Below are 24,749 nucleotides of genomic sequence, written 5' to 3' on the forward strand. Positions count from 1 at the left end.
TGCAATACCTGTGGGAGCGGGTTTACCCGCGAAAGGGTCGGCACTGACAGCACACCAACCCCAGGAAGGACTCCTATGGCCCCACCCCCGGTAACCGGTCTTATCCTTTCTGGCGGCGGCGCCCGCGCCGCCTACCAGGTCGGCGTGCTGGCCGGCATCGCCGAGCTGCTGCCGGCTGGCGCGCACAACCCGTTCCCGGTCATCGTCGGCACCTCCGCCGGCGCCATCAACGCCGTCACCCTGGCCAGCGGCGCCACCCATTTCAGCGACGCTGTACAACGGCTCACCGCCTTCTGGCAGAACTTCCGCAGCCACCTGGTCATCCGCAGCGACTGGCCCGGTGTGGTCCGCCAGGCCAGCCGCTTCGTCGCCCACAACCTGCTGGGCGTGGGTGGCCCGGCGCCAGTGGCACTACTGGACAGCAGCCCATTGCGCGGCTTGCTGCAGGCGCACCTGAACCTGGACGGTATCGCCCACTCCCTGGCCGCCGAGCAACTGCGCGCCGTCGCGGTGACCGCGTTTGGCTACGAGTCCGGCCAGGCGGTGACCTTCTACCAGGGCCGCGGCACCATCGAAGCCTGGTTGCGCCACCGCCGCATCGGCATGCCCACGCCGTTGACCATCGACCACCTGCTGGCCAGCGCGGCCATCCCGCTACTGTTCGCCCCGGTGCGGTTGGGCGATGAATATTTCGGTGATGGCGCGGTACGCCAGTCGGCACCGATCAGCCCGGCCCTGCACCTGGGCGCCAGCCGGGTACTGGTAGTCGGGGTCAGCGGCAACCCGCAGCGGCCGGCGCCACCATTGCCGACCCAGCGGGTGTTCAGCGGCCAGCAGCCGAGCCTGGCGCAGATCGGCGGGCACATGCTCAACAGCACGTTCATTGACAGCCTGGAAGACGACATCGAGCTGCTGCAGCGCCTCAACCACCTGAGCCACCTGTTGCCGGCGCACCTGGACGCCCGGCGCCTGGGCCTGGCGCCAATCGACGTGCTGGTGGTGGCGCCCAGCCAGCCGCTGGACGAAATTGCCGCGCGGCATCGGCGCGAGTTGCCGGCGGCCTTGCGCATGTTCCTGCGCGGGCCGGGGGCGACACGCACCAGCGGGGCGGGGGTGTTGAGCTATTTGCTGTTCGAGGCCAGTTACTGCTGCGAGCTGATAGAGCTGGGGCGAAAGGATGCCTTGGCCAAGAAGCGGGAGCTTTGCCAGTTCCTGGGGATTTGAGGTTGCCTGTCATGGCCCTATCGCCGGCAAGCCAGCTCCCACAGGACCACCGAAGGCCCGGGCATTGTGAGGACCTGTGGGAGCTGGCTTGCCGGCGATAGGGCCGGATCGGCTTACTCGGCTATCTGCAACTTGCGCGCCTGGGTATACACATACCGCACCTTCTCGTACTCGAACGGCGAGTTGAGCTGGCCATAGCGGAATTTGGTGCTGTAGCGCTTGTCCACCACGCGCAGCACGGAGATTTCCGGGTGGTCGCTGCTGGCTTCGGCCACGTTCAGGTAGTTGATCGCCTGTTCGCCTGCATAGTCCACCACCAGCCCGGTGGTATCGCGCAGGTTCGACGGCCCCAGCACCGGCAGCATCAGGTACGGCCCGTCCGGTACGCCATAGAAGCCCAAGGTCTGGCCAAAGTCTTCACTTTGCCGCGGCAGGCCCATCTTGGTCGCCGGGTCCCACAGCCCACCCACGCCGATGATGGTGTTGAACATCAGCCGCGCGGTGATCTCCGCCGAGCGCTTGGCCTTCAACTGCAACACGCTGTTGAACAGGTTCGGCACGTCGCCCAGGTTGTTGAAGAAGTTGGTCACCCCGGTGCGCACGAAGCGTGGGGTGACGTACTGGTAGCCGCTTACCATCGGCAGCAGCACCCATTGGTCCAGGCGGTAGTTGAAGTGATAGACGCGCCGGTTGATCGACTCCAGTGGGTCGTACACGTTCAGCGCTTGCAGGGTGGAGCGTTCGAACTCGCGCTGGTCCAGCCCCGGGTTGAATTTCAGCTCGCGCAACGGGTCGACGAAACCATCGGCCTCGGGGGCCAGTGGTGCTTCTGTGACTTGCGGGTCGGCCTCGATCACGCTGGCCCGGGGGGCGGTTTCGGCTGCCAGGGCCTGGCCGGCGGCGAACAGGGCAGTGGCGAAGAGGAGTTTGTTAACCACGGAAGAACTCCAGCATGGCGTCACTGTTGACGCGGTAATTGAGGTTGCCGCAATGGCCGCCATGGGGGTAAAGGGTCAGGCGCTCACCGAACACCTTGCGCAGGAAGCCGATGTCGCCAGGGCCGAGGATGACGTCGTCGGCGTTGTGCATCACGGCAATCTTGTCGCTGCTGCTCAGGTAGTCTTCCAGCGCATACAGGCTGACCTGGTTGACCAGTTGCAGGATGCTGTTGCCGTCGGTGCGGGCGCGCCACATGGGGATGACCTGCTCGGTCATGTAGCAGTCGAAGTCGCACTGCAGGGCACGCTTGAAGAACGGCGTGAGGCTGCTGCCCTCGGTGATCGGGAATTTCGGCGGAATGATCAGGCCGCGGCGGTTGATCAGGTCGGAGGTGAAGGCAATATCGGCCGCCGAGAAGCGGAACGAGGTGCCGATCAGCATGGCCATCTGCTCGTTGGACAGGTGCTGGCGTGACTGCTGGAAGTCGTACAGCAGGGCTTCATTGAGGTCGATGTAGCCCTTTTCCTGGAAGTAGCGGGTCAGTTTGGCCAGCATCAGCTCGTAGAAGGTGGTGCTGCGGTCGATGCCCTTGACCTGGGTCTGCACCAGCTTGTCCAGGTTGTTGATCGAGGTGTACAGGTTGACCGGCGGGTTCAGCAGCAGCACGCGCTTGAAGTTGAAGCTGCGGCGGGTTTCGTCCAGGTGGCTGACAAAGGCAGCGTCGAGTGCGCCCAGGCTGTAGCCGGTGAGGTAGAACTCGCTGATCGGCAGGCGCGGGTGCTGGGCGCGCACGGCCTGCATCACCCGGTACATGTCTTCGGCATCATCCTGGCTGACGCCTGGGGTGGCGAAGCGCGAGGCGGCGCTCATGAAGTCGTAGCTGGTGGGCGAGGACAGCTGCACCACGTGGAAGCCGGCCTGGTAGAACAGCTTTTTCAGGTATTCGTTGATGCTGCTGGTGTAGGGCGCACCGGTGCCGGCGATGATGAAGATCAGCGGCGCCTCGTGGTCCTGGCGGGCCAGGCGGTACTTGAGCTTCTTCACTGCCCAGAAGTTGTCGGGCAGGGTGAACTCACGGTCCGGGCGCAGGTTGAGGCTGTAGTCGGACTGGCTGATTTCGTCGTCGCCGGGCAGGGTGGGGCGCTGGTCCGGCGGCGTGGTGGCGATGGTTGCCTCGAACGGGTTGGTCAAGGGGTAGCCATAGCTTGCGGCGTCGATATCCCGCGCCGAAGCGGCCACAGCCATGAGCAGGCCGCCGAGCAAGGCAGCGAGGCGCAAAGATCGAAGCATGTAATCCCCCAAAAGAACGCAAGGTCGAGCAGTGTGCAGGCTAGGACCACAACGGGGCGGGCAAAGTTGCCAGGCGCGGTGGTCTTTGGTGTGCTTGTTATCTGCAACATAGCTGCAGGGATGTGATTTTGCCTTACAACTGGGCATAAGCGATCATGGATGCTTTCGATTTCCGCTATTGGAGAACTGGATGTCTCGTTCGCTGCCGGCTGCGCTGCTTGTGCTGTTTCTGGGGCTTTGGCTTGCTGCCAGTTATGGCGTGCGCTACGGGCTTATGGAGGACGGGCAGTGGGTGGGACTGTGCACGGCGCCGGCGGCGTACTGGCAGTGTGAGGTACGGTCGTTGCTGGGGCTGGGCATTCATCATCAGGTGATGGCCTGGGGCGGGCTGGGGCTGGCGCTGCTGGCGCAGTTGGTTGCCGGGCGTGGCGGCTGGTGGCTGGCAGTGGTGGCGTTGGTGTTCGCAGTGCCGGCACTGGTGCTGTATACCGCCAGCATTGCCGTGTTCGCGCTGGTGCTGGCGGGGTTGCGGCTGGTCAGGTCGCCGGAGTAAGGCTGAAAGGGGCCGCTTTGCGGCCCATCGCAGGCAAGCCAGCTCCCACAGGGACCGCGCCGATTTCATAGGCAGCATAACTCCTGTGGGAGCTGGCTTGCCTGCGATGGAGCGCGAAGCGGTCCCAAGGATATCAGGCCGGGCGCAGGCGCAAGCTCCGCCACAAGGCCGCGGTCATCAGCACACTGACCACTGCCCATCCCCAGGCCTGTTGGTTCTCCAACCCTTCCACAAACAACTGCGGCGCCACCCCGGCACCGACGATGAACGCCAGCAACGCCACCTCCGCCCGCCGCGCCGGCACCGGCCACAGGGCAAACACCAGCGCCGGCAATGCCAACGCTGCGCTGGGGAAGCTGCGATAGCGTGGGTCGAACACCATCGCCAGCATGCTCACCGCCGCGGCAATACCCGCTGCCAGCAACAGCCAGCCGGCCCGCGCCTGCAGCCAGGCGTACAGGCGCTCGCGCCAGCCCGTGCGCCGCGCCAGGGCCAGCACGGCATGGGCCAGCACCAGCAGGTTCAGCCCCGCCAGCAGCACCGCCCACAGCCACTCCCCGGCAAAGCGCGCATGGGTGCGCATCAGCTCGCCCCAAAGCCCCAGACAGCCTGCCCCAAACGCGGCCAGCAACGGCAGCAGCATGGCCGCCGCCGGGGTGGCGGGGCGCCCGGCAAGCATCAGCATCAGCACCATCAGCACGGCACTGGCCAGCAACCACTGCGGCCAGTAAGGCAGGTTGCTCACCGGCCCTTCGAGTACGCCCTTGTCCTGCCGGTCGGCATCGTAAAGCCCCCAGTAGCCGCCGACCGCCCCCTCATTGGCGCGCTTCCACGGCTGGTCGAACGCCTCGATCAGGTTGTAGTGCCAGCCGTTGCTTTCGGCCATGGCCACGAACCCGCGAATGAAGCGCGCCTCGTTGACCCGGCTGGGCTCCGCGGTTTCGCGCTGGCGGCCTTCGCTGGGCCAGCCGGTTTCGCCGATCAGGACGTCCTTCGGCGCGAAGCGTGTGCCGAACACCCGGCGCACATCGGCGACATGGGCCAGGGCTTCGTCGATGCCACGCGGGTCGTCTTCCCAGTAAGGCAGCAGGTGGATAGTCAGGAAGTCCACCGCAGGCGCCACCTGCGGGTGCTGCAACCAGAACTCCCACACATCGGCGTAGGTCACCGGCACCTTGACCTGGCTTTTCACCCGGGCGATCAGCTTGGCCAGGTGCGCACCGGTCACTTCCTTGCGCAGCAGCGTCTCGTTGCCGACGATCACCGCGCTGACCACGTCGGGGTTGGCATTGGCGGCGGCGATCAGCAGCTCGATTTCTTTCTCGGTGTCGGCCGGGTGGGCGTTGACCCAGGCACCCAGCATCACCTTCAGGCCATGCTTGCGTGCCAGCGCCGGGATTGCCTCAAGACCGGTCTGGGAATAGGTACGGATGCACTGAAAACGCTCGGCCAGCAACGCCAGGTCGGCATCCATGCGCGCCGGGCGCAGACGCAACGGCTGGTCGTAGGGCGACTGGTCCTTGTCGAACGGGGTGTACGAGGCGCATTGCAGCTTGTGCGTCGGGCTGGCCGCGTCGGGCAGTTGCACCGGCTTGCCAAGCCCGTACCAGAGCCCTCCGAGCCCGAGCAGGGCAAGCAGGCAGGCAAGCAGGTACAACGGCAGCAGCAGGCGGGTAGAACTGGGCATCGGGCGGTCCATCGTCAGGCGCAAAAGGGTAGATAGTAGCCCGGCGCCAAACTTTTGGCATGCAAGGATCGCGCAGGGCGGCATAGGCCGATGGCGCTAATGGCATAGTGCTGTCGCATATGGGGCGGCTACAGGTCGTAGCTGGAGCAGGTCGACTATTGTTGCAGGACGATGATGCAAATTCCGAGACCTGACGAGGGGATGCTTTGATGGCTGCTATTACAAGAATGCGACGTTTCCTGGGTGTGGGCACCGCCATGGTACTGGCCATGAGTGCGGCACAGGCAATGGCCAAAGAAGTCAGCATTGGTTACGTGGATGGTTGGGCTGACAGCGTGGCGACCACCAACGTGGCCGCCGAAGTGATCAAGCAGAAACTCGGCTACGACGTGAAGTTGCAGGCCGTGGCCACCGGGATCATGTGGCAGGGCGTGGCAACCGGCAAGCTCGATGCCATGTTGTCGGCCTGGTTGCCGGTGACCCATGGCGAGTACTGGGCCAAGAACAAGGACAACGTGGTCGACTACGGCCCGAACTTCAAGGACGCCAAGATCGGCCTGATCGTCCCTGAATACGTCAAGGCGGTGAGCATCGCCGACCTCAAGACCGACGACACCTTCAAGCAGAAGATCGTCGGCATCGACGCCGGCTCCGGCGTAATGCTCAAGACCGACCAGGCCATCAAGGACTACGACCTGACGGGTTACAAGCTGCAGGCCAGCTCTGGCGCGGCGATGACTGCGGAACTGGGCCGTGCCTATGCCAAGCAGCAGTCGATTGCGGTGACCGGCTGGGTACCGCACTGGATGTTCGCCAAGTGGAAACTGAAGTTCCTCGAAGACCCGAAAGGCGTGTATGGCGCCGCGGAAACCGTGAACAGCATCGGCAGCAAGGAACTGGCCACCAAGGCCCCGGAAGTGGCGGAGTTCCTGAAGAAGTTCAACTGGCAGTCGAAGGACGAGATTGGCGAAGTGATGCTGGCTATCCAGGAGGGCGCCAAGCCTGAAGCGGCGGCCAAGGACTGGGTGGCCAAGCACCCTGATCGCGTGAAGGAGTGGACTGGCAAATAACAACCTGTCAGGGCCAGTTTTGCTGCTTCGCGGGTGAACCCGCTCCTACAGGGATATCACTGCCTTTGGGCTGGTGGTACCCCTGTGGGAGCGGGTTCACCCGCGAATGGGCCATCACTTTGTTACGCGACCGGTAAAACACCGTTGCATCTAAGACTAAGGTCGTCTGGTTGGCGTCCGATAGCCGCATAAAGTAAGGGTCGTGGGTTCCACCCCTATCTGTGCTGCTAGGACAAAAACAATGAACGACAGCATTTACCTCTCGATACAAAACAGCCCCCGCTTCAAGGAGCTGGTCACCAAACGCGAACGGTTCGCCTGGATTCTCTCGGCGATCATGCTCGGCCTGTACTGCGCCTTCATTCTCCTGATCGCCTACGGTCCTCAGATCCTGGGCACCAAGCTCAGCCCTGAGTCGTCGATTACCTGGGGTATTCCCCTGGGCGTCGGCCTGATCGTCTCGGCATTCGTCCTGACCGCCATCTACGTACGCCGCGCCAACGGCGAATTCGATGAGTTGAACAAGGCCATCCTGAAGGAGGCGCAACAATGATTCGCCACGCCAAAGCCCTGGCCGTACTGGCCTGCGGAGCCTTCGCACCCGCCGTGTGGGCCGCCGATGCCCTGACCGGCGAGGTGCAGAAGCAACCGCTGAACGTCTCCGCGATCGCCATGTTCGTGGCCTTCGTCGCCTTCACCCTCGGCATCACCTACTGGGCCTCCAAGCGCAACAAGTCGGCGTCGGACTACTACGCCGCCGGTGGCAAGATCACCGGCTTCCAGAACGGCCTGGCGATTGCCGGTGACTACATGTCGGCCGCCTCGTTCCTGGGTATTTCCGCACTCGTGTTCACCTCTGGCTACGACGGCCTGATCTACTCGATCGGCTTCCTGGTCGGCTGGCCGATCATCCTCTTCCTGATCGCCGAACGCCTGCGCAACCTGGGCAAGTACACCTTCGCCGACGTGGCCTCGTACCGCCTCGGGCAGAAGGAGATCCGCACCCTGTCGGCCTCCGGTTCGCTGGTGGTGGTGGCGTTCTACCTGATCGCGCAGATGGTCGGTGCCGGCAAGCTGATCGAGCTGCTGTTCGGTCTGGACTACCACGTGGCGGTGATCCTGGTGGGTATCCTGATGTGCCTGTACGTACTGTTCGGCGGCATGCTGGCCACTACCTGGGTACAGATCATCAAGGCCGTGTTGCTGCTGTCCGGTGCCAGCTTCATGGCGCTGATGGTGATGAAGCACGTGGGCTTCGACTTCAACACCCTGTTCTCCGAGGCAATCAAGGTGCACGCCAAGGGCGAGGCGATCATGAGCCCGGGCGGCCTGGTCAAGGACCCGATCTCGGCGTTCTCGCTGGGCCTGGCGCTGATGTTCGGTACCGCCGGCCTGCCGCACATCCTGATGCGCTTCTTCACCGTCAGTGACGCCAAGGAAGCGCGCAAGAGCGTGCTGTACGCCACCGGCTTCATCGGCTACTTCTACATCCTCACCTTCATCATCGGCTTTGGCGCCATCCTGCTGGTCAGCACCAACCCGGACTTCAAGGACGCCGCTGGCGCCCTGCTGGGTGGCAACAACATGGCAGCGGTGCACCTAGCCAATGCCGTGGGTGGCAGCGTGTTCCTCGGCTTCATCTCGGCTGTTGCCTTCGCCACCATCCTGGCAGTGGTTGCCGGCCTGACCCTGGCCGGTGCCTCGGCGGTGTCCCACGACCTGTACGCCAGTGTATGGCGCAAGGGCAAGGCCAACGACAAGGACGAGATTCGCGTGTCGAAGATCACCACCGTCGCCCTGGGCGTACTGGCGATCGGCCTGGGCATCCTGTTCGAGAAGCAGAACATCGCCTTCATGGTCGGCTTGGCGTTCTCCATCGCGGCCAGCTGCAACTTCCCGGTACTGCTGCTCTCGATGTACTGGAAGAAGCTGACCACCCGCGGCGCCATGATCGGCGGCTGGCTGGGCCTGGTGAGTGCGGTGACGCTGATGATTCTCGGCCCGACCATCTGGGTGCAGATCCTCGGCCACGAGAAGCCGATCTACCCGTACGAGTACCCGGCGCTGTTCTCGATGCTGATCGCCTTCGTCGGTATCTGGTTCTTCTCGGTCACCGACAAGTCCAAGGCTGCTGAAGACGAACGTGCGCTGTTCTTCCCGCAGTTCGTGCGTTCGCAGACTGGCCTGGGCGCTTCGGGTGCTGTTTCGCACTGATCCTTCCGGCAATGAAAAAACCGCGCCTCGGCGCGGTTTTTTTGTGTTTTCGCCGCTAGATCATGCCTAGTAGCAACAAAACCAGCAGAACTACCAGCACCACGCCGATGATGCCAGACGGGCCATAGCCCCAGCTGCGCGAGTGCGGGAAGACCGGTAAGCCACCAATCAGCAGAAGGATCAGGATGATGATGAGAATCGTGGTCATGACGGAGTCCTTGCGTGGTTGAGGGTCAAGGGCCTCGGACTGCTGGCCTCTTGTAAATAAGGACTGGTGGTGAGTGTCAAAGATTCCATTTGTGTGCTGCCTGTACCGGCCCCTTCGCGGGCTTGCCCGCTCCCACAGGGTCATCACAGGCCTGAGGGCAGCTGTGGGAGCGGGCAAGCCCGCGAAGGGGCCAGTGCAGGCTATCCACACAGTCATGCCCCTCTATTCACTACCCTGATAAACCCTGCTGCTACCTGGCCCCTTGTTTAGACTCCTTTCACCAGTCAGCCGAACAAGGCCAGCCACCATGCAAAACCGCATCATGATCACCGGCGCCGGATCCGGCCTCGGTCGCGAGATCGCCCTGCGCTGGGCGCGTGAGGGCTGGCGCCTGGCGCTGGCCGATGTCAACGAAGCCGGCCTGCGCGAAACCCTGGAGCTGGCCCGCGCAGCTGGCGGCGAAGGCTTTGTCCAGCGTTGCGACGTGCGCGACTACAGCCAGCTCACCGCCCTGGCCCAGGCTTGCACCGAACAGTTCGGTGGCATCGACGTGATCGTCAACAATGCCGGCGTTGCTTCGGGCGGGTTCTTCGCCGAACTGTCGCTGGAGGACTGGGACTGGCAGATCGCGGTCAACCTGATGGGCGTAGTCAAGGGCTGCAAGGCCTTCCTGCCGCTGCTGGAACGCAGCAAGGGGCGGATCATCAACATTGCCTCGATGGCCGCGCTGATGCAGGGCCCGGGCATGAGCAACTACAACGTGGCCAAGGCCGGCGTGCTGGCCCTGTCGGAAAGCCTGCTGGTCGAGCTACGCCAACTGGAGGTGGCGGTGCACGTGGTGTGCCCGTCGTTCTTCCAGACCAACCTGCTGGACTCGTTCCGTGGGCCGAACCCGGCGATGAAAGCCCAGGTTGGCAAGCTGCTGGAAGGCTCGCCGATCAATGCGGCGGACATCGCCGAGTACATCCACCGGCAGGTTGCCGCTGGCGAGTTCCTGATCCTGCCCCATGAGGCCGGGCGCCAGGCCTGGCAACTGAAGCGCCAGGCCCCTGAGCGGCTGTACGACGAGATGGCTGAGATGGCGGTGAAAATGCGGGCCAAGGCTCAGTCGCGATGATTCGTCTGTAAGGAAAATTACCTGGAAATGTAGGGCGCTTCTGAAACACGGCAGAACTATTGAGTAGCCCTATGCCGTCAAGGCAGGCTCCGGTTTTCCCTTTCGCTGGAGGATCGGAGCATGCTGGTAATAGGGCGCGAAGTGGGAGAGATCATCGTGATTGGTGATGACATTCGGATCATGGTCGTGGAGACGCGGGACGGGGTGGTGCGCTTTGGCGTGGATGCACCACGGCAGGTGCCGGTGCATCGGGCCGAGGTGTACAAGCGCATCAAGGAAGGGCAGCAGGCCAAAGCTCGCAGGGTTTGATGCTGCCTGTGCCGGCCTCTTCGCGGGCTCGCCCGCTCCCACAGGTACTGCACCGCTCTCAAGACTTGTGAAATTCCTGTGGGAGCGGGCGAGCCCGCGAAGAGGCCAGGCCTGCTAGTCGAGCAGCTCGCGGGGCACATCATGCTTGGCCAGCAACTGGCACTGCTGGCTTTCCAGGTCGAACAGGATGAACGCCTGGCCCTTGGCCAATGCCTGGCGCACCCGCAGCACGCGGGTTTCCAGCGGGGTGTCGTCGCCGTTGTCGGTACCGTCACGGGTGACGAAGTCCTCGATCAGGCGGGTCAGGGTTTCGGCTTGCAGTTGGTCGTAGGGGATCAGCATGGTGGGCGTTGCCTAGGTGTTGGTGGTGGCATGCTACGCGAAACATTCGGGATTTTGGGGCCGCGTTGCGGCCCATCGCGACACAAGGCCGCTCCTACAGGGGAACGCGTATCGTCTGTAGGAGCGGCCTTGTGTCGCGATGGGCTGCAAAGCAGCCCCCAGGGCCCTCAGCCTTTGTTGCCAACCAGGCTATCCACCGCCGGCACCCGCGTATCGCTCTCCATCTGCGCATCATGTTCCAGCTGGTGGCTGAAGCGCTCCAACGACGCATTGGCCGGCTGCGAATCACTGGCAAACACCGGCGGGCTCAGCAGGTATGCCGACAACAAGCGGCTCAACGCCGCCAGGCTGTCGATGTGTGTGCGCTCGTAGCCATGGGTGGCATCGCAACCAAAGGCCACCAGCGCGGTACGAATATCGTGCCCCGCCGTCACTGCCGAATGTGCATCACTGAAGTAATAGCGGAACAGATCGCGCCGCACCGGCAGGTCGTGGTCGCCGGCCAGCTTCAGCAGGTGCCGGGACAGGTGGTAGTCGTAAGGCCCCGACGAGTCCTGCATGGCCACGCTCACCGCATGCTCGCTGGAGGCCTGCCCGGGCGCCACCGGGGCAATGTCGATGCCGACGAACTCGCTGACATCCCAGGGCAGGGCGCCAGCCGCTCCCGAGCCGGTCTCTTCGGTGATGGTGAACAGCGGGTGGCAGTCGATCAACGGTTGGCGGCCGCTTTCCACCACGGCTTTCAGCGCCGCCAGTAGTGCTGCCACGCCGGCCTTGTCGTCCAGGTGGCGGGCGCTGATGTGGCCGCTTTCGGTGAATTCGGGCAGCGGGTCGAAGGCAACGAAATCACCGATGCTTACACCCAGCGCCTCGCAGTCGGCGCGGGTGGCGCAGTAGGCGTCCAGGCGTACCTCAACGTGCTCCCAGCTGATCGGCATCTGGTCGATGGCGGTGTTGAAGGCATGCCCGCTGGCCATCAGCGGCAGCACGCTGCCCCGGTATACGCCGGTATCGGTGAACACGCTGACCCGGCTGCCTTCGGCGAAGCGGCTGGACCAGCAACCGACCGGTGCCAGGGCCAGGCGGCCGTTGTCCTGCAACTGGCGCACGCTGGCGCCGATGGTGTCCAGGTGAGCGGACACGGCGCGGTCAGGTGAGGTCTGGCGGCCCTTGAGGGTGGCGCGGATGGTGCCGCGGCGGGTCAGCTCGAATGGGATGCCCAGTTCGTCCAGGCGCTCGGCCACGTAGCGCACGATGGTGTCGGTGAAACCGGTGGGGCTGGGGATGGCGAGCATTTCCAGCAGCACGCGTTTGAGGTAGTCGAGATCGGGTTCGGGATGTCGGTCGGACATGGTTGGGGACTCCTTTACTCCTGTGCCGGCCTCTTCGCGGGTAAACCCGCTCCCACAGGAAACCCACAGAGTTCAGCGCCTGTGGGGTACCTGTGGGAGCTGGCTTGCCGGCGATAGGGCCATCAGCAGTTACGCCAAAGGCCGGCTATGCGGAAACAGCAGGTCGATAAAACGCTCGGCGGTCGGTTGCGGTTCATGGTTGGCCAACCCGGCACGCTCGTTGGCCTCGATGATCACGTACTCCGGTTGCCCGGCATCACGCACCATGAAGTCCAGCCCCACCACCGGGGTCTCCAGCGCCCTTGCAGCGCGCACGGCGGCGTCGGCCAGCACCGGGTGCAGGCGTTCGGTCACGTCTTCCAGGGTGCCGCCGGTGTGCAGGTTGGCGGTGCGTCGCACGGCCAGGCGCTGGCCGGCGGGCAACACGTCGTCGTAGCCAAAGCCCGCCGCGCGCAGGGTGCGCTCGGTTTCGTCGTCCAGCGGAATGCGGCTTTCGCCACCGGTTGCGGCCTGGCGCCGACGGCTCTGGGCATCGATCAGCTGGCGGATGCTGTGCTTGCCATCGCCCAGCACCTGCGCCGGGTGACGGATGGCTGCGGCGACCACTTCGTAGCCGATCACCACGATGCGCAGGTCATGCCCGGCATGGAAGCTTTCCAGCAACACGCGGCTGTCGAACTTGCGGGCCTGCGCCACGGCGTGGGTGATGTCGTCGATGCAGGTGAGGTTCACCGCCACGCCCTGGCCTTGCTCGCCATCGACCGGCTTGACCACCACCGCGCCATGCTCGTCGAGAAACGCCAGGTTGTCGTCGGCATTGCCGGCCAGTTGCTGCGCCGGCACCTGCAGCCCGGCATTGTGCAGGGCATGCTGGGTCAGGCGCTTGTCCTGGCACAGGGTCATGGTCACGGCGCTGGTCAGGTCGCTGAGCGACTCACGGCAGCGAATGCGGCGCCCACCCAGGCTGAGGGTGAACAGGCCGCCGGTGGCATCGTCCACTTGTACCTCGATGCCCCGGCGCAGTGCCTCGTCGACGATGATGCGTGCGTACGGGTTGAGGTCGGCTTGAGGCCCTGGCCCCAGAAACAGTTGTTCGTTGATGCCGTTCTTGCGCTTGACCGCGAAGGTCGGCAGGTTGCGAAAACCCAGCTTCTGATACAGGCGCTTGGCCTGGCGGTTGTCGTGCAGCACCGACAGGTCCAGGTAGGCCAGCCCACGGCTCATGAAGTGCTCGATCAGGTGGCGCACCAGCACTTCACCCACGCCGGGGCGGGTGCAGTGCGGGTCTACCGCCAGGCACCACAGGCTGCTGCCGTGCTCGGGGTCGTCGAACGCCTTGGCGTGGTTCAGGCCCATGACGCTGCCGATCACCGCGCCGCTGTCTTCGTCCTCGGCCAGCCAGTACACCGGGCCGCCCAGGTGCAGAGGGGTGAGCAGCTCGGCGTCGACCGGCAACATGCCGCGCGCCTGGTACAGGGTGTTGATCGCCTGCCAGTCGCCCGGGTTCTGCGCCCGGCGCACGCGGAAGCCGCGGAACACCCGCTGCGCCGGGCGGTAGTCGGTGAACCACAGGCGCAGGGTGTCGGACGGGTCGAGGAACAGTTGCTGCGGGGCCTGGGCCAGCAGCTGCTGGGGCGCGGCCACGTACAGGGCGATGTCGCGCTCGCCGGGGCGTTCTTCCAGCAGGTCGGCGGCCAGGTCGGCCGGGTTGGGGTAGGTGTGTCCGATCAGCAGCCGGCCCCAGCCGCAATGCACGGCGCGCGGCTGGTCGTGTGGCTGGCTGCCATCGCCGGCCAGGCGCGCCTGCAGGCGCTCGTAGGACGGCGCCTGGCCGCGCAGCAGGCGCTGACCGTAAGCGATTTCATGGGCTTTCATCGGTCAGATTCCTTGTTCGCTCAGCCACAGGTTCAGCGCCGCCAGTTGCCACAGCTTGGAGCCACGTAGCGGCGTCAGCTGGCCGTGCGGGTTGCTCAACAGGCGGTCGAGCATGGCCGGGTTGAACAGCCCACGATCCTGGCTGGGGTCGGTCAGCAATTCACGTACCCAGCCGAGGGTGGCGCCTTCCAGGTGCTTCAGGCCCGGCACCGGGAAGTAGCCCTTCTTGCGGTCGATCACCTCGTGCGGGATCACCCGCCGCGCCGCCTGCTTGAGCACCTGCTTGCCGCCGTCGGGCAGCTTGAAGCGTGCCGGAATGCGCGCCGACAGCTCCACCAGGCGGTAGTCGAGGAACGGCGTGCGCGCCTCCAGGCCCCAGGCCATGGTCATGTTGTCGACCCGTTTGACCGGGTCGTCGACCAGCATCACCGTGCTGTCCAGGCGCAGCGCCTTGTCTACCGCATCGGGGGCACCGGGGCGGGCGAAGTGTTCACGGACGAAGTCGCCGGCCGCGTCGGTTTCCAGAAGCCAGGGTGCCTGCACGGTGTCGCGGTACTCGGCGTGGCTGCGATCGAAGAAGGCCTCGCGGTAGGCGGTAAAGGCATCTTCGGCGCCGTCCACCTGCGGGTACCAGTGGTAGCCGGCGAACAGCTCGTCGGCCCCCTGGCCGCTTTGCACGCCCTTGCAGTGCCGGGCCACTTCCCGCGACAGCAGGTAAAAGGCGATGCAGTCGTGGCTGACCATCGGCTCGCTCATGGCGCGGAAGGCGGCCGGCAATTGCTCGATGATCTCGTGCTCGGCGATGCGTAGCTGGTGGTGGCGGGTGCCGTAGTGCTTGGCGATCAGGTCGGAATACTGGAACTCGTCGCCGCGTTCGCCGCCGGCATCCTCGAAACCGATGGAGAAGGTCGACAGGTCGTCCACGCCCACTTCGCGCAGCAGGCCGACCAGCAGGCTGGAGTCGACCCCGCCAGACAGCAGCACACCCACGTCCACCGCTGCCCGTTGGCGAATGGCCACGGCGTCGCGGGTGGCGTCGAGCACGCGGGTGGTCCAGCCTTCCAGATCCAACTCACGTTCATCGGGGTTGGCGCCGTAGTGCAGCTGCCACCAGGTCTGGCGTTCCACTTCGCCATGGCGGTCGATGCGCATCCAGGTACCGGGTTCCAGCTTTTGCACGTTGGCCAGCAGGGTACGTGGCGCCGGCACCACGGCGTGGAAATTCAGGTAGTGGTTGAGTGCCACCGGGTCGAGCATCGGGTCGATGTCACCACCCTTGAGCAGCGCCGGCAGGGTCGAGGCGAAGCGCAGGCGCTCGCCGTTGCGCGACAGGTACAAGGGTTTGACGCCCAGGCGGTCGCGGGCGAGGAACAGGCGCTGGTTATCGCGCTCCCAGATGGCCAGGGCGAACATGCCATTGAGCTTGGGCAGCAAGGCCGCGCCCCAGGCGTGGTAGCCCTTGAGCAGCACCTCGGTGTCGCCGTCGGACCAGAAGCTGTAGCCCAGGGCCTGCAGCTCCTGGCGCAGTTCGGGGAAGTTGTAGATGGCGCCGTTGAAGGCCAGCGACAGGCCCAGGGTGTTGTCGACCATCGGCTGGGCAGAGCCGTCGGACAGGTCCATGATTTTCAGGCGCCGGTGGCCGAGGGCGATCGGGCCTTGGCTATGGAAGCCCCAGGCATCCGGGCCGCGGGGCGCCAGGTGGTGGGTTATGCGCTCTACCGCAGCCAGGTCGGCTGGGCGAGAGGCTTGGTCGATGGGGGTGAAACGCAACTCTCCTGCTAATCCGCACATAGGTCCTTACCGGTTTTTCCGTTGGGGAGGGGGTGCCCCGGATTAGGGCACCTTAAGGAACTGACCCATGTGGTTTGTGAGAGTTTTAGATCGATCTGTTATATGGGGCTGCTGTGCAGTCTTTCGCGGGCTCGCCCGCTCCCACCGGTTCACCACAGGCCTGGGGACTTGCGCGGTCCCTGTGGGAGCTGGCTTGCCGGCGATTGGGCTGCGTAGCAGCCCCCGGCCCGATCACTTCCCGCGAATCAACCTGCGCAAGGCAAACCGATTCGGGTGGCACGCCTCCGCTACCGCCCGTGGCAACGGCAGCGGTTCCCCGCACACCCAGGCCGCCACCAGTTCGCCGCTCAACGGCGCCGTGATCAACCCGCGCGAGCCATGCCCGCTGTTCACATACAACCCATCCAGCCAGGGGCAGGCCACATCCGGCACCTGCCGCGCATCCCGGCCCAGCATTGCATAGGCCTGGGCGAACGCCTGCGCATCCGCCACCGGCCCGACGATCGGCAGGTAATCCGGGCTGGTGCAACGGAACGCCGCTCGCCCCTGCAATTGCCCAGGGTCCAGCTCGGCCGTACCCAGGCGCTGGGCCAGGTCGACCGAAATCTCGTCCAGCAATGCCAGGTTGCCCTGGTGCTCGGCCACCGTCGGTGCCAGGTCTGTGCTGTGGAAGTCGAAGCTCGCGCCCAAGGTGTGTTCATCCCCGCGCGGCGGCGCCACATAGCCTTCCGCACACACCACGGTGCGCAGCGCGCGGCTGCTGGCGGTGGCCGGCAGGCGGGTGATCTGCCCGCGGATGCGCTTGAGCGGCAGCTGCGCGCATGGCTCGAAGCGCAGTACGTCGGCGGCGCCGGCCAGGACCACCACCGGCGCGCTGGCCAGCAGGTGTTCGCCCGCCCAGGCTTGCCACTGCCCGTCGACCTTGCGCAGTTCGAGCACCTCCTGGTGCGTCAGCAGGCGAATACCCGGGTGCTGCAACTGCTGCTGGCACAGCGCCGGCGGGTGCACCCAGCCACCTTCGGGATAGAACAGCCCACCAGCCGGCAACGCCACCCCGGCGATGGCTTCGGCCTCTGCACGCTCCAGCGAGCGCAACAGGCCAGGTTCGAAGGCGCCAGCCAGTTTGCCCTGGCGTTCGGCTTCCTTGCTGTCGAAGGCCAGTTGCAGCACGCCGCAGGCATCCCAGTCGCGGCCACGTTGCAGGCGCTGCAGCTGGCGCCGGGTGTAACCGAAACCGGCCAGGATCATCTGCGACAGCGCCGTGCCATGGGCGGACAGCTTGAGGTACAGCACCCCTTGCGGGTTACCCGAAGCTTCCTGTGCCGGGGTGTCGTGGCGTTCCAGCACGGTAACCTGCCAGCCACGCCGGGCCAGGCTGGCGGCGGTTGTGCTACCGGCGAGCCCGGCGCCTATCACCAGCGCTTCACGCGGCCCCGCTATGGCAGCCGGGCGCGCGTACCATGGCGCGCCGGGGCTGGGCACAGGGCCGACATAGGCGCCGCTCATTACTTCCCATTTCTTGCCGATGCCCGGCACCTTCTTCATGGCGAAGCCGGCGTCGACCAGGCTGCGGCGTACCCAGCCGGTGGTGGTGAAGGTGCCTAGCACCGTGCCCGGGTGTGACAGCCGTGCCAGCTGCGCGAACAGCTCCGGGGTCCACATGTCGGGGTTCTTGGCCGGCGCGAAGCCGTCGAGGAACCACACATCGATCTGCGCATCGAGTTGCGGCAACTGCTCCAGTACGTCGCCTATCAACAGGGTGAGGGTGACCCGGCCGTTGTCGAAGGTGAACTGCTGGAAGCCAGGGTGCACTGCCACGTACTGCTCCAGCAGGGGCTCGGCATAGGCGGCAAGTTCAGGCCACAGGCATATGGCGCGGGCCAAGTCGTCGCGATCGAGGGGGTACTTTTCGACGCTGACGAAATGCAGGCGCGCCTCGGCGTGGGCGTTTTGCTCGAACAGTTGCCAGGCGCAGTAGAAGTTCATGCCGGTGCCGAACCCGGTTTCGCCGATCACCAGGCAGGCGTGCGGGGCGAGGTTGGCAAAGCGCTCGGCCAGGCGGGTTTGCCCAAGAAACACGTGCTTGGTTTCTTCGATGCCTTCGTTGACTGCGAAATAGACGTCGTCGTATTGCCGCGAATGGGGGCGGCCCTGGTCGTCCCAGTCGATCTGGGCGTGCTGGAGGAGGGTGGACATGGTTGGCTCGGTTGCAGCGGATGGGCGGATTTTATGCCATCTGATGATTTTGCGCTGGCTGTACCGGCCCTATCGCCGGCAAGCCAGCTCCCACAGGGTCGCCACAGACCTGGGCGTTGTGGGGTACCTGTGGGAGCTGGCTTGCCGGCGATAGGGCCCATACAGGCGATACATAAATCCGCTAGTCTTGCTTATCCATTGAAGGAGCCAGTGCATGTTCGAATCCGCCGAAATCGGCCACAGCATCGACAAGGAGGCTTACGACGCCGAGGTGCCCGCTTTGCGCGAGGCCCTGCTCGAAGCCCAGTACGAACTCAAGCAGCAGGCACGCTTCCCGGTAATCGTGCTGATCAACGGTATCGAAGGCGCCGGCAAGGGCGAGACGGTCAAACTGCTCAACGAGTGGATGGACCCGCGCATGATCGATGTGCTCACCTTCGACCAGCAGACCGACGAAGAGCTGGCCCGCCCGCCGGCCTGGCGCTACTGGCGGGCCCTGCCACCGAAGGGGCGGATGGGCGTGTTCTTCGGCAACTGGTACAGCCAGATGCTGCAGGGGCGGGTGCACGGGGTGTTCAAGGACGCCGTGCTCGACCAGGCCATCACCGGCGCCGAGCGGCTGGAGGAAATGCTGTGCGACGAAGGTGCGCTGATCATCAAGTTCTGGTTCCACCTGTCCAAGAAACAGATGAAGGCGCGGCTGAAATCGCTCAAGGACGACCCGCTGCACAGCTGGAAGATCAGCCCGCTGGACTGGCAGCAGTCGGAGACCTACGACCGTTTCGTGCGCTTTGGTGAGCGCGTGCTGCGCCGCACCAGCCGCGACTACGCGCCATGGCATGTCATCGAGGGCGTCGACCCGAACTACCGCAGCCTGGCGGTAGGGCGCATCCTGCTGGAAAGCCTGCAGGCGGCACTGGACAACAACCCCAAAGGCAAGCACCGGGGCAACGTTGCTCCGCTGGGCCGCAGCATCGACCAGCGCAGCCTGCTTGACGCGCTGGACATGACCCTGCGCCTGGACAAGTCCGACTACCAGGAGCAACTGGTCACCGAGCAGGCACGCCTGGCCGGCCTGCTGCGCGACAAGCACATGCGCCGGCATGCCTTGGTGGCGGTGTTCGAAGGCAACGACGCTGCTGGCAAGGGCGGCGCCATCCGCCGCGTGGCCGCCGCGCTGGACCCGCGCCAGTACCGCATCGTGCCGATTGCCGCGCCCACTGAAGAAGAACGCGCGCAGCCTTACCTGTGGCGGTTCTGGCGGCACATTCCGGCGCGTGGCAAGTTCACCATCTTCGACCGTTCCTGGTATGGCCGGGTGCTGGTGGAGCGGGTGGAAGGCTTCTGCAGCCCGGCCGACTGGATGCGTGCCTACAGCGAGATCAACGATTTCGAGGAACAGCTGGTGAATGCCGGCACGGTTGTGGTCAAGTTCTGGCTGGCGATCGACCAGCAGACCCAGCTGGAGCGCTTCGAAGAGCGCGAGCAGATCCCGTTCAAGCGCTACAAGATCACCGAGGACGACTGGCGCAACCGCGACAAGTGGGACGACTATGTCCAGGCAGTGGGTGACATGGTCGACCGCACCAGCACCGAGATCGCGCCGTGGACGCTGGTGGAGGCCAACGACAAGCGCTGGGCGCGGGTGAAGGTGTTGCGCACCATCAACCAGGCGCTTGAGGCGGCGTTTGCCAAGGACAAGAAATAGCCTCTTGTTGGTTGCCTGTTCTGGCCCTTTCGCGGGCATGCCCGCTCCCACAGGGATCCCACAAAATTCAGCCCTGTGGTATTCCTGTGGGAGCGGGCGTGCCCGCGAAAGGGCCAGAACAGGCCGCACACCTGCCAAGCCATGCCGCAGAAGAATGACCTGATGAATTCTTTTCCCGGCATCCGCCACCGTTCCCGCCCTCCAAGCCCGTAGAATTCAACTACCCCCACCACGGGCTTGATCGAGGATTTTATGCACACCATTACCGGCCGCTGGGGCTATGGCCTGTTCCTGGCACTTCTGACTGCATTGCTCTGGGGCATCCTGCCGATCAAGCTCAAGCAGGTGCTGCAAGTGGTCGACCCGGTCACCGTCACCTGGTACCGCCTGCTGGTTTCCGGTGGCCTGCTGTTTGCCTGGCTGGCCGCCAAGCGCAGGTTGCCCTCCTTGCGCAAACTGGCTCCCAAGCGCAAAGGCCTTGTGGTAGTGGCCGTGCTTGGCCTGATGGGCAACTATGTGCTGTACCTGATCGGCCTCAACCTGCTCAGCCCGGGCACCGCGCAACTGGTCGTGCAGATCGGCCCGGTGCTGTTGCTGGTGGCCAGCGTGTTCGTGTTCCGCGAGCGTTTCAGCCTGGGGCAGGGCGTGGGTCTGCTGATCCTGCTGGCGGGGTTCGGGCTGTTTTTCAACCAGCGCCTGGAAGAGTTGCTGACCTCGCTCGGCACCTATACCACCGGCGTGCTGACCATCCTGCTGGCCACCAGCATCTGGGTGTTCTATGCGCTTAGCCAGAAGCAGTTGCTGACTGTGTGGCATTCGCAGCAGGTAATGATGGTGATCTACCTCAGCTGCGCCGCGCTGCTGACGCCCTGGGTCCACCCGTTGGAGGCGTTGCAGCTGACCCCGGTGCAAGGCTGGCTGTTGCTGGCCTGTTGCCTGAATACCCTGGTGGCCTATGGCGCGTTCGCCGAGGCGCTGGCGCACTGGGAAGCGTCGCGGGTCAGTGCCACGCTGGCGCTGACCCCGCTGGTGACCTTTGTCGCGGTGGCGCTGGCGGCGTTGGTGTGGCCTGAGTATGTGCACGCCGAGGACATCAATGCCCTGGGCTATGTGGGGGCAGTGACGGTGGTGCTGGGTTCGGCGCTGGTGGCGCTGGGGCCTTCGCTGGTGGCCGGGTGGCGAGCCCGCAGGGCGCGGTTGGCCCAGGTTAATTGATCGCCTGTACTGGCCCTATCGCCGGCAAGCCAGCTCCCACAGGATTACCACAGGCCTGAGCATTATGGGGAACCTGTGGGAGCTGGCTTGCCGGCGATAGGGCCAGTACAGGCAATGAAGAACTTAGCCCTTGCCCCCCGGAGCCAGCATGTTCTCCGGCCTCACCCACTGGTCGAACTGCTCATTGGTCAGGTACTTCAACTCCAGTGCCGCCTCGCGCAAGGTCTTGCCTTCGCCATAGGCCTTCTTGGCAATTTCCGCCGCCTTGTCATAGCCAATATGCGGGTTCAGTGCCGTCACCAGCATCAACCCCCGTTCCAGGTGCGCTGCCATCTGCTCGGCATCCGGCTCGATGCCCGCCACGCAGTGCTGCTGGAAGTTGCGGCAGCCGTCAGCCAGCAATTCGATCGACTGCAGCAGGTTGTGGATGATCACCGGCTTGAACACGTTCAACTGCAAATGCCCCTGGCTGGCGGCAAAGCCGATCGCCGCGTCGTTGCCCAGCACCTGGCAGGCCAGCATCGACAGCGCTTCGCACTGGGTCGGGTTGACCTTGCCTGGCATGATCGAGCTGCCCGGCTCGTTGGCCGGCAGGCGTACCTCGGCCAGCCCGGCGCGCGGGCCGGAACCCAGCAGGCGCAGGTCGTTGGCGATCTTCATCAGGGCCACGGCAAGGGTCTTCAGGGCGCCGGCCAGGCTGGTCAGCGGCTCGTGGCCGGCGAGGGCAGCGAACTTGTTCGGCGCAGTGACGAACGGCAGGCCGGACAGCGCTGCCAGCTCGGCGGCGATGGCTTCGGCAAAACCATGCGGGGCGTTGAGCCCGGTACCCACGGCAGTGCCGCCCTGGGCCAGTTCGCACACCGCCGGCAGGGTGGCGCGGATGGCGCGCTGGGCGTAATCGAGCTGGGCGACGAAGGCCGACACTTCCTGGCCGAAGGTGATCGGCGTGGCGTCCATCATGTGCGTGCGGCCGGTCTTCACCAGCTTGTGGTGGCGTGCCGACAGCTCGGCCAGCCCCGAGGACAGCTCTGCGATGGCCGGCAGCAGCTTGTCGTGCACCGCGTGCGCCGCAGCGATGTGCATGGCGGTGGGGAAGCAGTCGTTGGAACTCTGCGAGCGGTTGACATGGTCGTTGGGGTGCACGGGCGCCTTGCCGCCACGGCCCTTGCCGGCCAGTTCGTTGGCACGCCCGGCGATCACTTCGTTGACGTTCATGTTGCTCTGGGTGCCGCTGCCGGTCTGCCAGACCACCAGCGGGAACTGGTCGTCATGCTGGCCGCCCAGCACTTCGTCGGCGGCCTGCTCGATCAGCCGGGCGATGTCGGCTGGCAAGTCGCCGTTACGGTCGTTGACGCGGGCCGCGGCCTTCTTGATCAGCGCCAGGGCGTGCAGCACCGCGATGGGCATGCGTTCCTTGCCAATGGCGAAGTTGATCAGCGAACGCTGGGTCTGCGCACCCCAGTAGGCGTCCTCAGGAACTTCGACCGGGCCCAGGCTGTCTGTCTCGATACGGCTCATTCTGTACTCACTCCTGTGTAGTTCGAAATCGCAGTTTAGGCCCTGATTCGACCGAGCGGTTCCGTCGCTCGTCGTGCCACTTGAGCACATCGCCACCACGGCGCAGAATGCTCTACTCTGAGGTACCCGCCTCCCTCTCTTCTGAAGGAAATGCAATGACCCGTCTCCGTGTCCTTTGTGCCGCCGTTGCCCTGGCTTGCGCCAGCGGCCAGGTACTCGCTGCCACCGCCAGCCACAACGCTGCTGCCGAGAAATTCCTGACCCTGGCCAACGCCGACAAGCTGGGCACCCCGGTGTACATGCAGGTCCAGCAGATGTTCGCCCAGCGTTTCGCCCAGACCAAGGCCCCGACCACCAAGCAGGCGGTGCTGGAAAGCTACCAGGCCAAGGCCAACGCCGCGCTGGACAACGCCATCGGCTGGAACAAGCTGAAGCCGAAGATGGTCGACCTGTACACTCAGACCTTCACCGAGCAGGAGCTCAAGGACCTGGTCAAGTTCTACGAATCGCCGCTGGGCAAGAAAGTGCTGCGCGAAATGCCCAAGGTCACCCAGCAGTCGGCCCAGCTGACCCAGCAGAGCCTGGAACCAGCGGTACCGGTGGTGAACAAGCTGCTGGACGACATGACCAAGGAGCTGGACCCGAACGCTGGCAAGGCCGCCGCCCCGGCGAAGAAGTGAGTACGCCGCGATGACCATGCAACAGCGTATCGAACAGCAGTTGGCCGCCCTGGCGCCGCAACACCTGCAAGTGCTCAATGAAAGCCACATGCACAGTCGTGGTCAGGAGACCCACTACAAGGCAGTGATCGTCAGCGAGCAGTTTGCCGGGTTGAACAGCGTCAAGCGCCACCAGAAGGTGTACGCCACCATGGGTGAGCTGATGGGCGAGATCCATGCCCTGGCCATCCACACCTACACCGCCGAAGAGTGGGCCAAGGTCGGCGTTGCACCGGCCTCGCCGGTGTGCGCGGGCGGCGGGCACTGAAACCTTGCTGTTGTTCTGGTAGAATCCGCAACATCCCAAAAGGGGGCTGCTGTGCAGCCCATCGCCGGCAAGCCGGCTCCCACAGGTAAAGCGCCCTTCTTGAGTGTGGCGCAATACCTGTGGGAGCTGGCTTGCCGGCGATGGGGCGCGCAGCGGCCCCCTGTTTCTTGTGTAACCCGGTCCGCCCCTTACGAGGGCAACCACTGGAGATCCTGCTTCATGTCCCAACCCATCGTCGTCGCGGCGCTGTACAAGTTCGTCACCCTGGAAGACTACGTCGAGCTGCGCGAGCCGCTGCTCAAAACCATGCTTGACAACAACGTCAAGGGCACCCTGCTGCTGGCCCACGAGGGCATCAACGGCACCGTGTCGGCCACCCGCGAAGGCATCGACGGCCTGCTGGCCTGGCTGCGCAACGACCCGCGCCTGGTCGATGTCGACCACAAGGAATCGTACTGCGACGAACAGCCGTTCTACCGCACCAAGGTCAAGCTCAAGAAAGAGATCGTCACCCTCGGCGTGCCGGGCGTGGACCCGAACCAGGCGGTCGGCACCTACGTCGAGCCCAAGGACTGGAACGCGCTGATCAGCGACCCGGAAGTGCTGCTGATCGACACCCGCAACGACTACGAAGTGGCCATCGGTACCTTCAAGGGCGCCATCGACCCGAAGACCGAAACCTTCCGCGAGTTCCCCGACTACATCAAGGCCAACTTCGACCCCAGCAAGCACAAGAAGGTTGCCATGTTCTGCACCGGCGGTATCCGTTGCGAAAAAGCCTCCAGCTACATGCTCGGTGAAGGCTTCGAGGCGGTCTATCATCTTAAGGGCGGCATCCTGAAATACTTCGAGGAAGTGCCTCAGGAAGAAAGCCTGTGGGACGGCGACTGCTTCGTCTTCGACAACCGCGTCACGGTGCGCCACGACCTGAGCGAAGGCGAGTACGACCAGTGCCACGCCTGCCGCCACCCGATCAATGCAGAGGAGCGCGCGTCCGAGCACTATTCGCCAGGGGTCAGCTGCCCGCATTGCTGGGACACCCTGAGCGAGAAGACCCGGCGCAGCGCCATCGACCGGCAGAAGCAGATCGAGCTGGCCAAGGCCCGCAACCTGCCGCACCCGATCGGTTACAACTACAAAGCCGAGGCTTGATG

Annotated in this window: 22 protein-coding genes; 12 read left to right on the top strand and 10 right to left on the bottom strand. The window is 64.7% G+C overall.

Annotation, left to right across the window (positions count from 1 at the left end; all coding sequences use genetic code 11):
• Positions 1–75 precede the first annotated feature (75 nt).
• Entirely contained in the window at positions 76–1,224 is a 1,149-nt protein-coding gene (locus tag CAG44_RS14655; RefSeq protein WP_085692399.1) for a patatin-like phospholipase family protein, read from the top strand.
• 113 nt (positions 1,225–1,337) lie between these two features.
• On the opposite strand, the gene CAG44_RS14660 is transcribed toward CAG44_RS14655, so the two are convergent.
• Positions 1,338–2,162, bottom strand: coding sequence for a VacJ family lipoprotein (locus CAG44_RS14660; protein WP_080958529.1), 825 nt, complete (start codon positions 2,160–2,162; stop codon positions 1,338–1,340).
• Positions 2,155–3,453: a serine/threonine protein kinase gene (locus tag CAG44_RS14665; protein WP_025338072.1), complete on the bottom strand. Its 1,299-nt coding sequence runs from the start codon at positions 3,451–3,453 to the stop codon at positions 2,155–2,157. Before CAG44_RS14665 ends, CAG44_RS14660 begins: the two co-directional genes overlap by 8 nt.
• Before the next feature lie 190 nt (positions 3,454–3,643).
• On the opposite strand from CAG44_RS14665, the gene CAG44_RS14670 reads away from it, so the two are divergent.
• Positions 3,644–4,006 (top strand): hypothetical protein, encoded by a 363-nt coding sequence (locus CAG44_RS14670; RefSeq protein ID WP_085589963.1) that lies wholly within the window; start codon positions 3,644–3,646, stop codon positions 4,004–4,006.
• Between the two features lie 133 nt (positions 4,007–4,139).
• Here CAG44_RS14670 and CAG44_RS14675 read toward each other — a convergent pair whose 3' ends face one another.
• Entirely contained in the window at positions 4,140–5,705 is a 1,566-nt protein-coding gene (locus tag CAG44_RS14675) for a beta (1-6) glucans synthase (RefSeq protein WP_085692400.1), read from the bottom strand.
• Positions 5,706–5,902: 197 nt separating this feature from the next.
• Between CAG44_RS14675 and CAG44_RS14680 the strand changes: the two genes are divergently transcribed.
• The 3 genes from CAG44_RS14680 to CAG44_RS14690 all read left to right on the top strand — a co-directional run bounded on the left by CAG44_RS14680 (position 5,903) and on the right by CAG44_RS14690 (position 8,977).
• Positions 5,903–6,763 carry a glycine betaine ABC transporter substrate-binding protein gene (locus CAG44_RS14680; RefSeq protein ID WP_085692401.1) on the top strand — a complete coding sequence of 287 codons (861 nt, stop codon included), beginning with the start codon at positions 5,903–5,905 and terminating at the stop codon, positions 6,761–6,763.
• A gap of 241 nt (positions 6,764–7,004) precedes the next feature.
• Positions 7,005–7,316 carry a DUF485 domain-containing protein gene (locus CAG44_RS14685; RefSeq protein WP_003260090.1) on the top strand — a complete coding sequence of 104 codons (312 nt, stop codon included), beginning with the start codon at positions 7,005–7,007 and terminating at the stop codon, positions 7,314–7,316.
• On the top strand, positions 7,313–8,977 hold the full coding sequence (locus tag CAG44_RS14690) for a cation acetate symporter (RefSeq protein ID WP_013971432.1): 1,665 nt from the start codon (positions 7,313–7,315) through the stop codon (positions 8,975–8,977). The genes CAG44_RS14685 and CAG44_RS14690 overlap by 4 nt, the downstream gene beginning before the upstream one ends.
• 55 nt (positions 8,978–9,032) lie before the next feature.
• Here the strand turns inward: CAG44_RS14690 and CAG44_RS14695 are convergent, their stop codons facing one another.
• The gene (locus CAG44_RS14695) at positions 9,033–9,185 is read right to left on the bottom strand and encodes a DUF3309 family protein (RefSeq protein WP_013971433.1); all 153 of its coding nucleotides are present in this window, start codon (positions 9,183–9,185) and stop codon (positions 9,033–9,035) included.
• Between the two features lie 307 nt (positions 9,186–9,492).
• On the opposite strand from CAG44_RS14695, the gene CAG44_RS14700 reads away from it, so the two are divergent.
• Both CAG44_RS14700 and csrA read left to right on the top strand, forming a co-directional pair.
• Positions 9,493–10,302: an SDR family oxidoreductase gene (locus CAG44_RS14700; RefSeq protein WP_085692402.1), complete on the top strand. Its 810-nt coding sequence runs from the start codon at positions 9,493–9,495 to the stop codon at positions 10,300–10,302.
• Between the two features lie 120 nt (positions 10,303–10,422).
• Positions 10,423–10,611: a carbon storage regulator CsrA gene (gene csrA / locus CAG44_RS14705; protein ID WP_025338083.1), complete on the top strand. Its 189-nt coding sequence runs from the start codon at positions 10,423–10,425 to the stop codon at positions 10,609–10,611.
• Positions 10,612–10,725: 114 nt separating this feature from the next.
• Here the strand turns inward: csrA and CAG44_RS14710 are convergent, their stop codons facing one another.
• The 5 genes from CAG44_RS14710 to mnmC all read right to left on the bottom strand — a co-directional run bounded on the left by CAG44_RS14710 (position 10,726) and on the right by mnmC (position 18,167).
• A complete protein-coding gene (locus CAG44_RS14710; RefSeq protein ID WP_003252629.1) occupies positions 10,726–10,953 on the bottom strand; it encodes a YheU family protein in 228 nt (75 codons plus the stop codon).
• A gap of 167 nt (positions 10,954–11,120) precedes the next feature.
• Positions 11,121–12,305 carry an osmoprotectant NAGGN system M42 family peptidase gene (locus CAG44_RS14715; protein ID WP_025338084.1) on the bottom strand — a complete coding sequence of 395 codons (1,185 nt, stop codon included), beginning with the start codon at positions 12,303–12,305 and terminating at the stop codon, positions 11,121–11,123.
• A 129-nt stretch (positions 12,306–12,434) separates the two neighbouring features.
• Complete coding sequence (gene ngg, locus CAG44_RS14720; RefSeq protein ID WP_085692403.1) at positions 12,435–14,180, bottom strand: N-acetylglutaminylglutamine synthetase; 1,746 nt, start codon at positions 14,178–14,180, stop codon at positions 12,435–12,437.
• Between the two features lie 3 nt (positions 14,181–14,183).
• Entirely contained in the window at positions 14,184–15,971 is a 1,788-nt protein-coding gene (locus CAG44_RS14725; RefSeq protein ID WP_085589976.1) for an N-acetylglutaminylglutamine amidotransferase, read from the bottom strand.
• A 231-nt stretch (positions 15,972–16,202) separates the two neighbouring features.
• Entirely contained in the window at positions 16,203–18,167 is a 1,965-nt protein-coding gene (mnmC, locus tag CAG44_RS14730) for a bifunctional tRNA (5-methylaminomethyl-2-thiouridine)(34)-methyltransferase MnmD/FAD-dependent 5-carboxymethylaminomethyl-2-thiouridine(34) oxidoreductase MnmC (protein WP_085692404.1), read from the bottom strand.
• 214 nt (positions 18,168–18,381) lie between these two features.
• Here mnmC and pap point away from each other — a divergent pair, with 214 nt between their 5' ends.
• Positions 18,382–19,875, top strand: a complete 1,494-nt coding sequence (gene pap / locus CAG44_RS14735; protein ID WP_085692405.1) for a polyphosphate:AMP phosphotransferase — start codon at positions 18,382–18,384, stop codon at positions 19,873–19,875.
• A 252-nt stretch (positions 19,876–20,127) separates the two neighbouring features.
• The gene (locus CAG44_RS14740) at positions 20,128–21,090 is read left to right on the top strand and encodes a DMT family transporter (RefSeq protein WP_085692406.1); all 963 of its coding nucleotides are present in this window, start codon (positions 20,128–20,130) and stop codon (positions 21,088–21,090) included.
• A 123-nt stretch (positions 21,091–21,213) separates the two neighbouring features.
• Here the strand turns inward: CAG44_RS14740 and CAG44_RS14745 are convergent, their stop codons facing one another.
• Positions 21,214–22,608 (bottom strand): class II fumarate hydratase, encoded by a 1,395-nt coding sequence (locus CAG44_RS14745; protein ID WP_025338090.1) that lies wholly within the window; start codon positions 22,606–22,608, stop codon positions 21,214–21,216.
• A 155-nt stretch (positions 22,609–22,763) separates the two neighbouring features.
• Between CAG44_RS14745 and CAG44_RS14750 the strand changes: the two genes are divergently transcribed.
• From CAG44_RS14750 to CAG44_RS14760, 3 genes are all read left to right on the top strand, one after another.
• Positions 22,764–23,288, top strand: coding sequence for a DUF2059 domain-containing protein (locus CAG44_RS14750; RefSeq protein ID WP_025338091.1), 525 nt, complete (start codon positions 22,764–22,766; stop codon positions 23,286–23,288).
• Positions 23,289–23,298: 10 nt separating this feature from the next.
• Positions 23,299–23,595 (top strand): BolA family transcriptional regulator, encoded by a 297-nt coding sequence (locus CAG44_RS14755; protein WP_003252644.1) that lies wholly within the window; start codon positions 23,299–23,301, stop codon positions 23,593–23,595.
• A 219-nt stretch (positions 23,596–23,814) separates the two neighbouring features.
• Entirely contained in the window at positions 23,815–24,747 is a 933-nt protein-coding gene (locus tag CAG44_RS14760) for a rhodanese-related sulfurtransferase (RefSeq protein ID WP_025338092.1), read from the top strand.
• The last annotated feature ends 2 nt before the right edge of the window (positions 24,748–24,749 follow it).

The sequence above is a fragment of the Pseudomonas sp. B13(2017) genome (genome assembly GCF_002113245.1).
Lineage (GTDB): Bacteria > Pseudomonadota > Gammaproteobacteria > Pseudomonadales > Pseudomonadaceae > Aquipseudomonas > Aquipseudomonas putida_Z.

Coding starts and splice junctions, on each gene's coding strand:
- CAG44_RS14655 (WP_085692399.1), top strand. CDS start 76: ATGGCCCCACCCCCGGTAACCGGTCTTATCCTTTCTGGCGGCGGCGCC.
- ngg (WP_085692403.1), bottom strand. CDS start 14,180: ATGAAAGCCCATGAAATCGCTTACGGTCAGCGCCTGCTGCGCGGCCAG.
- CAG44_RS14675 (WP_085692400.1), bottom strand. CDS start 5,705: ATGGACCGCCCGATGCCCAGTTCTACCCGCCTGCTGCTGCCGTTGTAC.
- CAG44_RS14665 (WP_025338072.1), bottom strand. CDS start 3,453: ATGCTTCGATCTTTGCGCCTCGCTGCCTTGCTCGGCGGCCTGCTCATG.
- CAG44_RS14745 (WP_025338090.1), bottom strand. CDS start 22,608: ATGAGCCGTATCGAGACAGACAGCCTGGGCCCGGTCGAAGTTCCTGAG.
- CAG44_RS14740 (WP_085692406.1), top strand. CDS start 20,128: ATGCACACCATTACCGGCCGCTGGGGCTATGGCCTGTTCCTGGCACTT.
- mnmC (WP_085692404.1), bottom strand. CDS start 18,167: ATGTCCACCCTCCTCCAGCACGCCCAGATCGACTGGGACGACCAGGGC.
- CAG44_RS14670 (WP_085589963.1), top strand. CDS start 3,644: ATGTCTCGTTCGCTGCCGGCTGCGCTGCTTGTGCTGTTTCTGGGGCTT.
- CAG44_RS14750 (WP_025338091.1), top strand. CDS start 22,764: ATGACCCGTCTCCGTGTCCTTTGTGCCGCCGTTGCCCTGGCTTGCGCC.
- CAG44_RS14715 (WP_025338084.1), bottom strand. CDS start 12,305: ATGTCCGACCGACATCCCGAACCCGATCTCGACTACCTCAAACGCGTG.
- pap (WP_085692405.1), top strand. CDS start 18,382: ATGTTCGAATCCGCCGAAATCGGCCACAGCATCGACAAGGAGGCTTAC.
- CAG44_RS14710 (WP_003252629.1), bottom strand. CDS start 10,953: ATGCTGATCCCCTACGACCAACTGCAAGCCGAAACCCTGACCCGCCTG.
- CAG44_RS14725 (WP_085589976.1), bottom strand. CDS start 15,971: ATGTGCGGATTAGCAGGAGAGTTGCGTTTCACCCCCATCGACCAAGCC.
- CAG44_RS14755 (WP_003252644.1), top strand. CDS start 23,299: ATGACCATGCAACAGCGTATCGAACAGCAGTTGGCCGCCCTGGCGCCG.
- CAG44_RS14680 (WP_085692401.1), top strand. CDS start 5,903: ATGGCTGCTATTACAAGAATGCGACGTTTCCTGGGTGTGGGCACCGCC.
- CAG44_RS14760 (WP_025338092.1), top strand. CDS start 23,815: ATGTCCCAACCCATCGTCGTCGCGGCGCTGTACAAGTTCGTCACCCTG.
- CAG44_RS14695 (WP_013971433.1), bottom strand. CDS start 9,185: ATGACCACGATTCTCATCATCATCCTGATCCTTCTGCTGATTGGTGGC.
- CAG44_RS14700 (WP_085692402.1), top strand. CDS start 9,493: ATGCAAAACCGCATCATGATCACCGGCGCCGGATCCGGCCTCGGTCGC.
- CAG44_RS14690 (WP_013971432.1), top strand. CDS start 7,313: ATGATTCGCCACGCCAAAGCCCTGGCCGTACTGGCCTGCGGAGCCTTC.
- csrA (WP_025338083.1), top strand. CDS start 10,423: ATGCTGGTAATAGGGCGCGAAGTGGGAGAGATCATCGTGATTGGTGAT.
- CAG44_RS14685 (WP_003260090.1), top strand. CDS start 7,005: ATGAACGACAGCATTTACCTCTCGATACAAAACAGCCCCCGCTTCAAG.